Consider the following 12,283-nt stretch of genomic DNA (forward strand, 5'->3'; position numbering starts at 1 on the left):
CGTTCCTTATGTAGGCCGACTCCACGCGCTGGCACGAGTTGAGCGTCGTGGCTATCTGCATAGCCTCGTCCAAATTCATCAGGAACCGCTTGTCCCCGACACACAGAATAAATTGATTGTCCATTTCAGTTCTCCTTAATGATTAGTTTCTGACCACAGGGCACCTCGTACCCCTCGTTACCCAAGATGCACCACAGCGTGGGCTTAGTCATGCCCGCCCACTTCGTTTTGTTGCTGTGCATGTATCCATCCGACAGAATCACAAGCGCGTCAGGCTTCAGCTTCTTCGCCAGCATGTAGTCGACGACCACGTCCGGGTCGGTGCCCCCACCACCTCGAGGGTTCGTGCGATGCACGATGCTCGTGTCCGTACCCTTGTACGTCTCGTGCCCCGCGATAGCCGCGTCCCAATAGATGATGTCGATGCGCTCCGCGCCTACGTCCTTCACGATCTGATTCATCTCAGACAGGAACGCAGTCAGCAGCTCCCCTTGTATAGAACCCGACGTGTCCATGGCTATCACGAGGTGCTTCATCCGTTTCCCTAGAATACTAGGGAGGATGACGTCCTGCCACAGGAAGTTGCGGTGCGCCCTGCGCCACGACACGGAGTCCCTGTCCTTGAGTGACGTGCGCACGAAGCGCCGCAAGACTTCACGCCAGTTGACCTTGGCCTTGAGCAGGTCACCGATCTCACGTGGCATGGTGCCCCCCACCCGCCCTGCGTAGATGCCGCCCTGCCGCAACGCCTGCTGAATGTCACGTTCGAGTTCCTTCTTCTCGTCCTCGTTCATGCCGTCCATCGCGCCGTCCCAGTCATGGGTGTCAAGGCCGCCGTCAGGGGTGCCAAGCCCGCCGTCAGCGGAATTACCCTCGCCTTCAGGGTTTTTCCCATCGCTGGGTTCTTCACCCTCATCCCCTTCTTTCTCTCCGGGCTCTCCCTGTCCCGGATCAGACTTTTGACCCCCGCCCGGCTTAGATTTCTTGCCACCGCCACCCTTGCACTCCTCCTTGAGAATGTCGAACACCTGCTTGCTGTCCATACCAGCGAACCGTGCGTCGATGACCCCGATGAGTTCCCCCGTCTCCTTATTGCGTGGCATAGCGATAGCCGTCTCGTTCGGGTCCATCGTCACCAGCTGGAGGTTGATGACGTAGTCACACGCGATGTTAGCCAAGCGCCCGTTCTCCTTGTATAGCGCACGCCACACAGTTAAGTGCCTATAGCACTTGTGCATATTCTCATGCATGATGAGAAAGGCCAGCTCCTTGTCGGTCAGCTCGCTGACGAAGCCGCGCCCGTACTGCGCGTCCCGCCCGTTGGTGTTCGCCGTGATCGGGCGGTCCGTGATGGTCGTCTTGCCCACCATGAACAGCCCCGCGAACAAGGCAAAGCTCTTGTGACGCATCAGACTCACATGGACAAGCTCGACCCGCTGCTCAGCGGTCAGTTTGCTACGTAGTGCTAACATTTTGTGCTCCTGTGTGTATCAAATGATGTGAGTTGCGCCACTCACGCAACGTGCCGTGGTCGCGGTCGCGTATGTAGACCCGCTGCTTGCCGTTCAGGAACCGCCATGGGATATCCTTGGTGAGCACATCAACCAGCGAGTAGTGCTTGGTTGCATGCCCGAAGTTGTTGCGCTCGACTGCGCCAACAACACACCAAGTTGCAGCATTGGGCACCCCTAGACCCGGGCGCTCAATCGCCCCGTCGTCATGCAAGACCCACCACTCAGTACCGTACTTTATTAGTTTCATTTCAGCTCTCCTCTTGTGGGCCGAACACTTCAACCTCAGTAGCGATACCGTCGGCCACCGCTGCGTCTTGGATAGCGTCTATGAAGTGGAGTAACCCACTAGACAGATCATCATCAAAGGTCAGAAGGAACGCCTTCTGCTTGCGCAACAATACCCAATCGGTGTTTTTCAGTGCAACGGTTATTTTCATTTCATTTCTCCTATCTTGGTTATGTCCGTCTCGATTACCTCGTACATGTTCGACTTGGCCGCGTTCATAACCCGCGCCCATGTCTCTGCGCCCGTGCCCTCTACAGCGGGCTGGTACCAGCGGTTGTAGTTGAAGAACGCCGCTTGCGCGATCACAGTCGGCCAGTGCTCCGCGTGTTCTTTGCTAGTCAGCACCTCCACTATTGGCGGTGGTCGGTTAGTGCACCTCGCGTCCTCCGGCGTTACCGTGCTATGCAACAACCGGAACACATCCTTGAACCCACTCTCGGCCATGCCCTCGTTGAGGGCTTTCACTTTCACCTTGTCTATCTGCTTCCTCTTGAATTGGCGCAGCTCACTGATGACTTCCCCCGCCTCGTTGAGGCGTATGCCGTCGTAATAGACAACGCGCCCAGTTGGCAGGGACAAGAACAACTGGCTCAGCCCCATGAATTTCCCTGAGCCGAAGCCCATCGGCGCTGCCCCGAACTTACTCAGTGCATAGTACATCGCCGCGCCTGTGGTTACTCTGTTACCCCAACCCGCGCAGTCGATCACGATGTCCCCGTTCGGGTATGCCGTGATGAGGTTGGCGTTGTAAAACTTGATACCGAACGCGTCCTCGCTCACAAACTTCCTCACCCGGAAGTTATTCTTCGCTCGGCGGCGGTAGTCCGCTGGCGCGTCCCCCGTGTACTGCCCGCGCTTGTACTCGTACCTGCTCAGGTGCAGTTGTAGCTGTGTGTATGTCGTTGTCATATTCTTTCTCCTTGGTTGATTACGTGCATGTGGGCCACGTGCATGACGTCTCCTTTATGACTTCCCACCCGAACCGCTTCACGTTGCCCGGGTATGTTTGTGATGTGCATGCGTTCATCTGCTTGGCCTTGGCGAGGGTCAACCCGCGCCACTCAACGACCTCGCCCTCCTCCAGTTCGATGAAGAACATGTACTTGCTTGTATCTGTGTCAGTCATTCAATTTCTCCTTGGTTAAATTGAGCATGGAATTACCCTTCGACGAAGGGTTTATCCCTTAAGTCCGGCGAACATGTACTGGTTCTCGCGGGCCCACGTGACGAACGCGGGATGCACAAGCACCCAGCCCCGCTTGGCCTTGCTCTCGAGCGCCATGTTGATGAACACGGCTTGTGCTTCTTTCGGCATACGCTTGACATAGCGCAGCCACACCGCGAACGTCTCGCGGGTGCAGAGGGCCACGGCCTTGAACGCGAGGATGCATTGCGCAGCGGGACTGCTAGGCACCAACGCCGTGTCGGGGTTCTTCTCAATGGCCACCGCTGTCGGCAGCTGGTCAGCAAGGGAGATGTACGCCTGCAAGTCCCGCGACGCCGCCATGCCGATGGTGCCGTCCAACGTGGCAATCAGGGAGTTCTCCGTCATGCGGTCGCGCACGTCCACCCAATGCGAAGCCTTGGCCAGCGAGCGCGGCGAGACAAACGCTGTCTGTGAGGCATCCGAGGGGTTGAAGATGTACGGGTTTTCTTTCTGCCCGCCGTCCATGTAGGATGCAAGACAGTGCGGGTACTCGGTCACCCACGCCTGCACCTCGCCCGAGATACCGTTGTTGATCGCCCAAGTCAGCCACTCAGGGGCAGGTGGCTTCATATAGGTAAGCCACGTCTGCCTGTTGCGCGTGTGCGCCTTGGCATAGTCGCCCACCCCATCACCGTCCATATTACCCGTTGTGAACACTATAGTACTAGGGTGCAGCTTGAATGTGCCGAGCCGACGCTCGTGCAACAACGGGTGCAGGGTGTTGCGCACGTAGTCGTCGGTCTTTGTCCACTCGTCGATCATGATGACTTGCGGCGCGTCGAGGTGCAGCCCGTAATGGTCAGCGGGATAGAAGTCCAGCGTACGCGTCGCGTGGTTGGGTATGGGCATACCCGCCTGACCCACGTCGGTGTTCGGCCCGTCGATGTACACCTTCCGATATCCCGTCTTTTCGACAAGCACGTCTTGGATAGCTGTCTTGCCGATGCCCGGTTCGCCCGTCAAGTGCACCGAGTTCTGCCCCGAGTTGAGGATGATATCGACGGTCTCTGTGAAGTTGACCTGTCGGCCAAATGATAATTCTGACATGATTTATTCCTTGATGTGTGACTGGTAAGCGTTATCGTATTCCCTAGCATGTAGAGTCTCTGGTGGGTGTTTCATTTGTAATCTCCAATAAAGGTAGTTAGACTAAGTTAAGGAAATACCCTTCGCTGAAGGGTATTTCCACGGCGCGGGATGCGCCTGTACTAGGTGCCCGCTCAATCACCAATGTACAAAGTACATTTTAGCACAGATACTTGACTATGTCAAGACCCCTTCCGCGTTTTAGGCACCAATTCTGCGCTTTGGTTTAATAGGCCGCCTATTAGGTTTTGACCCCAATCCCACGCGCTGTGAGGCTCCGTTCGATGCCCGCAAAGAAGTCGTCCATGCTCTCCTCGGGCCCCTCGTCGGGTACCGCTGGCTTCTCGACGGGGCGGGCGCGGATAGTCAGCACCGGCTTGCGTGAGTCTGCCTGCGGTACGTCGAAGTCGCGGAGCATGGACTTGTGGATACCTTTGCCGTCGAAGCCCGAGATGCTGGCTGACAACATAAGCACACCCAGAATCTCGGGGTCTTTCGGCGCCAGCGACGCCAGCGTCACGCCTTTGGGCAGGTTCAGGATGAGATGGAGCCGGGACTCTTGCGATGGTAGGAGCGCGTTTGGGTCGCGTCCCTTATGCATCTGCACCTTACGCTGCTGGAGAACAGCGCGGGATTCCGTATGGTGGAACGGATTCACGCAGAACGGAGTGGTGCACCGCTTGACGAGGCGGCTGCTGGCGGGCACAAACCGGCACAAGGTGAACAAGATGCGGGCCACCGAGTTGGTGTTCAGCATCTTCGCCAGCGGGTTGTTGGGGCTTATGAGCGCGGTAGGGGGTGAGACCCCCGAGCCCGGAAACCACAGCGGATTGCGATATTGCCAGATCATGCAACCCTCCTCTATCTTGCAGTTGCCGATGAGGTCCTCGGCATCACGGTACTTAGTCATGGTAGGTCCAATCATAGAAAAAGTTGAGAACCACGTGTTGGGGTTCCGTGGGTTAGGGTTTACCCTAAGGTAACGTAACAAGTGCGTTAATGTCTTTTGGGTGGTTTACTGTATCATACGCAAAAGCAGAAGTCAATAACCATGCGGGTTTGCGGGCCTTTGATAAAGAATACATTGCAATGTTCACGATTTCTGGAACAGGGAGAGTGGGCGGGCGGCGGCGGGAAACTGGAGGCCAAACGCTAGTTTATTCTTATACAAACGGCAAATTCCTAGAACCGCTCTCCTGTTTCAAATTTCTGGAACATTGCAATACATCCTTTATCATATATATATATCTTTAAAATAATAATAATAATAAGCTATATTTATCATGGACTTACGGGCGTCTGCCCCTCTGGGGGCTGTTGCATGTTTGATAAAGTAAGCTTCTGGATGATAACATAGCCTGTGTATTTACCATTGATTTTTATAAGGGTTTACCCTTAGTTTTAGGCTCATTTTGGGCTCTTTTGGCCCTGTTTTCTCGCCCGCTTCACCACCCGACGCCCGCGAGGATAGTCAAAGGCTTGACTGTGAGGACTTTTTGATACAGTAAACGCTGCTTAAAAAAGAGGCAGGTCGGTGTTTGATAAAGTAAGCCCGCTTTGCCCGCATTTTATACACTAGCGAGGCTGTCGAGGCGACCTCGGCCCCCCAAAAGTGTGGTGCAAAACAGACATACCCTTCGCCAAAGGGTATTTCCGTGCACCCCTCCGAGCCTCACACGATCGTAAGGGGAACTGGTATCTAAGGCGAGGCGGGCATGACCTATCAATAACCCTACGGTTACGCGGATATTCCGCGCTCAGAAAACCTTCGCGCTCTTAGACATAAAACGATATAAGGCGGGCATGACCTCGCGATGCCCGCCAAGCCTACCCCGTTCATATAACTGGTTTCGACCCATCGCGTGATTCTAGAGAACCACGCCCGCTAGGAAATACCCTTCGCCCAAGGGTAATTCCGCCGCGCCCGCCAAGCCTACCCCGTTCATATAACTGGTCTCAATTTTCTGGCCAGAAAATTCGGGCCAAAAAAAACTGCCCGCCGTGCGCAGGGCACAGCGGGCAGAGGTCACCAAAAAAGCTGGACAAAAAAAAGCCCGCCATGCAGAATTACATGGCGGGCAGAGCAGCTTAGCCCAAGAGCAGCGCGACTTGAGTCAGCAGGTTATCGCCGTTGGCACAGTTTGCTTTGGCAACCTCACGCACACGCAGCGTGATTTTCTCGACTAGCGCTTTGCGACTAACGGCCTCAGCATCAAGAACCGGCTTGTTCCTCTTATCAGCCTCAGCAGCATACTTTGTCGCCGACTTCAACGATGCAGTATCGCCCAAGGTTATCAGGGCATCGATTTTCGATTCAATTTCCGCGTCACTCAGCAGCCCGAAATCTTTCTCACGTTTCGCCGCCTGCTCAGCCTTACGCACGGCATCTTTCGCCTCAGACTTTGGGCGCTTGAAGTCAAAGGATTTCACAATCCCATTGACTTGTTTGTCCCAGACTTGCTCAGCTGCTCCAGCTAACTTGCCACTATCCACACCGCCTACTATGAATTGTGCCCGGACATACTGGAACGCAGTATAGTTCAAGCCGTTCACCATATCGTACAGCGCCGTTTGGCACTGTGCCATCGTACGCTCAGCAGCTTCGCCAGCACTATGAGCTTTGCAGGAATCGAAACCGAGCTGGATGATACTATCATCAAGCTGAGCAGCGGGTTTCCCATGCAGCATCATTGCCGTGACAGCCAAGACACCAGCCGCGACATTTACAGGCGCAGCAACCAACACATTAACATTAGACATAAAGCACTCCAAATAAGGAATAGTCATTAGAAGGAAATACCCCCGACCAAAGGGTAATTCCATGGAGCGCACGACAGCCGCCGTTCCATATTTGTATTATGACAGATTGCTAGATAATAGGGGAAAACCGCACAGGGTATTATCTATATACATGGCGCCGAGATACTCGCGCCTATATCATGACCTATTGATTATCCGCAGCGTGAGAATCACCCGATTATCTGGCCCGACAACCCCATCGACGATACAGCCAGCCCCGGAACCAGACCCCCCACCCCCCAAACACGGAAAATCGGAGTCCCAATACCATACACTATGAGTTGGACACCCGGCGGGCGAAATTAAAAAGTGCCCCCCCCCGGGGTATATATTTTTAGCCACCCCCACCCCCTATATTTTCCCCACCCAGCAAAGCGGGCATAGCTCCCCAGAAACACCCCCCGGCAAGGAGTCCCAAAAATAAAACTTGCGGCCCCCATGTTTTCCCTGCTACAGTTGCGCACATTACCTCAACGCCGGAGTGCCCCTTTTCCTCCATGAGCCTACATATCACACCTGATAAGACTGTGCCGTATCCGGACTCGCTAGAGCCGGAGCGGGCATCGACCCTGCGCGAGAACATGCAGATTGCGTCCAACACCGCCGAGGTGTTGAAGGCGTTGGGTGCCGAAGTTGATGATGATCCTGACGCGCAAGACAAAGCGGACGAGGTGTTTAAAGAGTTCGCTGCCCGTGCGGCGGAACAGTTTCAGCAAGTTACGTGCGCCCCAAAAACGGATGCGCCCCCGAAAAACAAGGGGGGCCGCCCCCGCAAACCCCTACCTCCGGCCCCGCCAACCGCACTGGCTCTCTACGAGCTGCCCGTAGCAGACCGCATTACGAACATGTTGCGGGAATATAACAATCAGTTTGTTGCCGATGCCTCACAGCTGCGGTTGGTAGTGACGAACAAGTTGCTGGACCTTGCGTCGTGTGGCGACCCAAAGATTGAGATCAAGGCGACGGAGATGCTGGGCAAGATCAGCGACGTGGGGTTGTTTGCTGAGAAGACAGAGATCAGCGTTACATACAACAACAGCTCAGATTTGGATCAGGCAATCAAGGACAACGTGAGGAAGCTGATGCGGTTGTATGGGGGCCGGGCGAGCGCGATAGATGTGGATTTGGATGCAGAGTTTGGGCTGTCGAAGGAGCTTGAAGTGGTCGAGGTAGTTGAGGACATCATGCCCATGATGCCCGCCGAGCCCGCCATAACCCAAAGCGAGGCGGTGCCCAATGCGTGAAGAGACGGAAGTTCTCGCTATTGAGCAGGAGCTGGAGTCGCTGATTGCGAACTTGCCCAATTTGCCGCCGGAGGAGAAGGCAAAGGTGTTGAAGAAGCTGGCGAGTCGGGTGGAGCTGGGCGAGAAGGACAAAGCCCGCAACGAGTTCATGGAGTTTGCACTTAAAGTGTGGCCGGGCTTCATTTTGGGGCGGCACCACAAGATTATGGCCAAGGCGTTTGAGCGCATCGCCAGCGGGGAGTGTAAAAGGCTGATTATCAACATGCCGCCGAGGCATACGAAGTCGGAAATGGCCTCTTATTTGTTGCCAGCGTGGTTTTTGGGTAAGTTTCCACACAAGAAGGTGATCCAGTGCTCAAATACGGCGGAATTGGCAGTGGGTTTTGGTCGTAAAGTGCGAAATCTGGTGGATTCGGACGTTTATAAGGACATTTTTCCAAATTTGCAGTTGCAGCAGGACTCAAAGGCCGCCGGGCGGTGGAATACCAGCAAGGGTGGCGACTATTTCGCGATCGGTGTGGGCGGAACGGTGACGGGTAAGGGCGCGGACGTGCTGATTATTGACGATCCGCACTCGGAACAGGAGGCGGCGCTCGCTGCGAGCAACCCGGATGTGTTTGACAAGGTGACGGAGTGGTATACGTCGGGTCCACGGCAGCGGTTGCAGCCGGGCGGGGCTATTGTTGTTGTTATGACACGGTGGGCGCTCCGGGATTTGACCGGGCAGGTGCTCAAGGCGGCGGCTGCCCGGGGCGGCGAGCAGTGGGATGTGATCGAGTTCCCGGCTATTCTGCCGTCGGGCAAGCCGCTGTGGCCAGAGTTTTGGGCAATGGAGGAGCTGACGGCGCTTAAAGAGGAGTTGCCCAACGCCAAGTGGCAGGCGCAGTACCAGCAGAACCCCATCGGCAATGAGTCGGCGATTATCAAGCGGGATTGGTGGAAGTGGTGGGAGAAGGACGAGCCGCCGAAATGTGACTTTATACTGCAGTCGTGGGACACGGCGTTTGAGAAGACACAGCGGGCTGACTATTCAGCGGGCACGACGTGGGGGATTTTCGCGTGTGAGATGGACAACTTCGCGCCGAATATCATATTGCTCAATACGTACAAGAAGCGGGTGGAGTTTCCGGAGTTGAAGCGGGACGTGCTCAGGGAGTACAAGGAGTATGAGCCTGATGCGTTGATTGTGGAGAAGAAGGCGTCGGGGGCGCCGCTTATCTATGACCTGCGGGCGATGGGGATTCCGGTGCAAGAGTACACGCCGGGCAAGGGGCAGGACAAAATCGCCCGCTTGAACTCGGTCTCGGACATAATCGCCAGTGGCAAGGTGTGGATTCCACGAACTCGGTGGGCGGAAGAGCTGGTGGATGAGGTGGCTGCGTTCCCGTCGGGCGAGCATGATGACTTGGTTGACGCTACGACGCTCGCGCTCATGCGGTTCAGGGCTGGTGGGTTTCTCCGGCTTCCGACCGATGAGCCCGAAGAGGTCAAGTGGTTTAAGGGCCATCGCAAAGAGAGGTACTACACAGTATGACTACACAGCAATTTACGGGTAAGAACCAGCTGATCGACCGGCTCGCCGCGCAGGTGGGTAACCGGGAGATGGCTATTCAAATCTTGCGGGACCGTGGCCACCTTAAAGCTGATGGCAAGACATTCACGGAAGCAGGCGCCAAGCGCAACGCGATGTCAGCCGAGGAGCGGGCCAAGGATCGGGCCTCTAAACGAACAGATAAGCCGGTCTCCGCGTTTAAGTATGACGTGAAGACTAACCGGGCAACATTTAAAAGGTAGGACATATCATGGCGATCGACAAAAGTTTATACACAGCCCCCCAAGGTATGCCCATGGAGGAAATGGGTGCACCCATAGAGATAGAGATCGAGGACCCTGAGTCTGTCAGTATCAGTATGGGGGAGTTGTCTGTTGTGTTGTCCCCCGATGGGGAGGACACCGCCGACACGTTCGCGGCGAACTTGGCGGAATTCATGGATGAGCGTGATTTGAGTAGCTTGGGGACAGACCTGATCGACGAGTTTGATAAAGACAACATGGATCGCAAGGACTGGATCAGGACCTATGTTGAGGGCTTGAAGTTGCTTGGTTTGAAGTATGAGGAGCGCACAGATCCGTGGAGTGGTGCTTGTGGTGTGTTCCACCCCATGTTGACCGAAAGCGTTGTGCGGTTCCAGAGCGAGGGGATCATGGAGACCTTCCCCGCAGCGGGGCCTGTGAAGACGCAGATTCTTGGCAAAGACACCCCCAAGAAGGAAGAGGCAGCCACACGTGTTCGTGAGGATATGAACTACCAGCTCACCGAGGTGATGGTGGAGTACCGCCCTGAACATGAGAAGTTGTTGTGGTCACTGCCTATAGCGGGCAGCGCGTTCAAGAAAGTCTATTACGACCCGGCCAAGGGACGCCAAGTCGCGGTGTTTATCCCCGCCGAGGACATCGTGGTGCCGTACGGGGCGAGTAATTTGGAGTCTGCCGAGCGCGTTACGCACGTGATGCGCAAGACCCAGAACGAGGTGCTCAAGCTACAAGAAGCCGGGTTTTATGCAGATATAGACCTCGGGGAGCCGAGCATGGAGCTCGATGACATCGAGAAGCAGAAGGCTGAAGAGATGGGTATGTCGGCGATACAGGACGACCGGTTCCGTATTCTCGAGATGCACGTGGATATAGACTTGGCGGGCTTCGAGCACAAGAACAAGAAGGGTGTGAAGACGGGCATTGCGTTGCCCTACGTCGTCACGTTGGAGAAGGGCTCCCGCAAAGTGCTGGCGATCCGGCGCAATTGGTATGAAGAGGACGAGCTGAATACCAAGCGGCAACATTTTGTCCACTACCAGTACATCCCCGGGTTCGGCTTTTACGGGTATGGGTTGATCCACCTCATCGGTGGGTACGCGAAGAGTGCGACCATGATTATTCGGCAGCTGGTGGACGCGGGTACGTTGTCTAACTTGCCGGGCGGCCTCAAGTCGCGGGGTCTGCGGATCAAGGGCGACGACACGCCGATCCAGCCGGGCGAGTTCCGAGACGTAGATGTGCCTTCAGGAAGCATCCGCGACAATATACTACCACTCCCGTACAAGGAGCCGAGCCAAGTTTTGTTCGCTCTGTTCCAGAACATTGTGCAGGAAGGCAAGCAGTTCGCATCAGCGGGCGACATGAGTGTCAGCGACATGAGTGCACAAGCCCCCGTGGGCACGACACTGGCCATTCTCGAGCGGATGTTGAAGGTGATGGGGGCAGTACAGGCGCGGATGCACTACTCGATGCGGCAAGAGTTCAAGTTGCTCAAGGTAATCATCGCGGACTACACCCCCGAAGAGTACGACTACGAGCCAGAAGAAGGCGGGCGCAAAGCCAAGAAGAGCGACTATGACATGGTGGAGGTCATCCCGGTCAGTGACCCCAACGCCGCGACGATGGCGCAGAAGATCGTGCAGTACCAAGCCGCACTGCAGTTAGCGCAGACTGCCCCGCAGCTGTACGACCTCCCGCTATTACACCGCCAGATGATCGAGGTGTTGGGCATCAAAAACGCCGCGAAGCTGGTGCCGATCGAAGAGGACCAAACACCGGTAGACCCGGTGCAGGAGAACCAGAACCTGCTCACCAGTAAACCAGTCAAGGCGTTTATCCAACAGGACCATCAGGCGCACATCTCCGTGCACATGTCTGCGTCGCAGAACCCCAAGATTCTGGCGCTCATGCAGAACAACCCACAGGCCCCGGCGATTATGGCGGCCCTGATGGCGCACGTTAACGAGCACATTGGGTACGAGTACCGTAAGCAGATCGAACAGCAGCTGGGCCTGATACTGCCTACGGAAGAAGAAACCAAGAATATGGCCCCGGATGTTGCGGCCCACGTCGCACAGTTGGCCTCACAAGCGTCGCAGCGCTTACTGCAGCAGAGCCAAGCACAGGCCGCGCAGCAGCAGGCGCAGAAGAACCAGCAAGACCCGATGATCCAGATGCAGTTGGAAGAATTGGAGATCAAGAAAGGGGAGTTGCAGCTCAAGAAACAGAAGCAGTTGGCTGATGCTGCGGCAAAAGCCGACCAGATTCGGGTTGAAGAAGCCCGCATTGACGCCCAGATCGAGATCGCGGCGCTGCAAGTCGGGGCTACGGC

The 12,283-nt window shown here is 55.8% G+C and carries 12 protein-coding genes; 4 read left to right on the forward strand and 8 right to left on the reverse strand.

The window, feature by feature from the left end; all coding sequences use genetic code 11:
* Window positions 1-125: 125 nt before the first annotated feature.
* The 8 genes from ACESMT_RS14505 to ACESMT_RS14540 all read right to left on the reverse strand — a co-directional run bounded on the left by ACESMT_RS14505 (window position 126) and on the right by ACESMT_RS14540 (window position 6,853).
* Entirely contained in the window at window positions 126-1,472 is a 1,347-nt protein-coding gene (locus ACESMT_RS14505) for a VWA-like domain-containing protein (RefSeq protein WP_372827301.1), read from the reverse strand.
* Window positions 1,456-1,761: a hypothetical protein gene (locus ACESMT_RS14510; protein WP_372827302.1), complete on the reverse strand. Its 306-nt coding sequence runs from the start codon at window positions 1,759-1,761 to the stop codon at window positions 1,456-1,458. The genes ACESMT_RS14505 and ACESMT_RS14510 overlap by 17 nt, the downstream gene beginning before the upstream one ends.
* A 1-nt stretch (window position 1,762) precedes the next feature.
* Entirely contained in the window at window positions 1,763-1,951 is a 189-nt protein-coding gene (locus ACESMT_RS14515; RefSeq protein WP_372827303.1) for a hypothetical protein, read from the reverse strand.
* Complete coding sequence (locus ACESMT_RS14520; RefSeq protein WP_372827304.1) at window positions 1,948-2,709, reverse strand: hypothetical protein; 762 nt, start codon at window positions 2,707-2,709, stop codon at window positions 1,948-1,950. Before ACESMT_RS14520 ends, ACESMT_RS14515 begins: the two co-directional genes overlap by 4 nt.
* Window positions 2,710-2,728: 19 nt before the next feature.
* Window positions 2,729-2,926 (reverse strand): hypothetical protein, encoded by a 198-nt coding sequence (locus tag ACESMT_RS14525; protein ID WP_372827305.1) that lies wholly within the window; start codon window positions 2,924-2,926, stop codon window positions 2,729-2,731.
* A 51-nt stretch (window positions 2,927-2,977) separates the two neighbouring features.
* Complete coding sequence (locus ACESMT_RS14530) at window positions 2,978-4,054, reverse strand: hypothetical protein (protein ID WP_372827306.1); 1,077 nt, start codon at window positions 4,052-4,054, stop codon at window positions 2,978-2,980.
* Between the two features lie 280 nt (window positions 4,055-4,334).
* Window positions 4,335-5,003, reverse strand: coding sequence for a hypothetical protein (locus tag ACESMT_RS14535; protein WP_372827307.1), 669 nt, complete (start codon window positions 5,001-5,003; stop codon window positions 4,335-4,337).
* A 1,178-nt stretch (window positions 5,004-6,181) separates the two neighbouring features.
* Window positions 6,182-6,853, reverse strand: coding sequence for a hypothetical protein (locus tag ACESMT_RS14540; RefSeq protein ID WP_372827308.1), 672 nt, complete (start codon window positions 6,851-6,853; stop codon window positions 6,182-6,184).
* 536 nt (window positions 6,854-7,389) lie between these two features.
* Between ACESMT_RS14540 and ACESMT_RS14545 the strand changes: the two genes are divergently transcribed.
* The 4 genes from ACESMT_RS14545 to ACESMT_RS14560 form a co-directional block, all read left to right on the forward strand.
* Window positions 7,390-8,136: a hypothetical protein gene (locus ACESMT_RS14545; protein ID WP_372827309.1), complete on the forward strand. Its 747-nt coding sequence runs from the start codon at window positions 7,390-7,392 to the stop codon at window positions 8,134-8,136.
* Window positions 8,129-9,670, forward strand: a complete 1,542-nt coding sequence (gene terL, locus ACESMT_RS14550) for a phage terminase large subunit (protein WP_372827310.1) — start codon at window positions 8,129-8,131, stop codon at window positions 9,668-9,670. Before ACESMT_RS14545 ends, terL begins: the two co-directional genes overlap by 8 nt.
* Window positions 9,667-9,930 carry a hypothetical protein gene (locus ACESMT_RS14555; protein ID WP_372827311.1) on the forward strand — a complete coding sequence of 88 codons (264 nt, stop codon included), beginning with the start codon at window positions 9,667-9,669 and terminating at the stop codon, window positions 9,928-9,930. Before terL ends, ACESMT_RS14555 begins: the two co-directional genes overlap by 4 nt.
* An 8-nt stretch (window positions 9,931-9,938) precedes the next feature.
* Window positions 9,939-12,283, forward strand: a 2,345-nt coding sequence (locus ACESMT_RS14560) for a hypothetical protein (RefSeq protein ID WP_372827312.1), incomplete at its 3' end; no start/stop codon positions are given.

This window comes from Polaromonas sp., assembly GCF_041689105.1.
GTDB lineage: Bacteria > Pseudomonadota > Gammaproteobacteria > Burkholderiales > Burkholderiaceae_C > Polaromonas.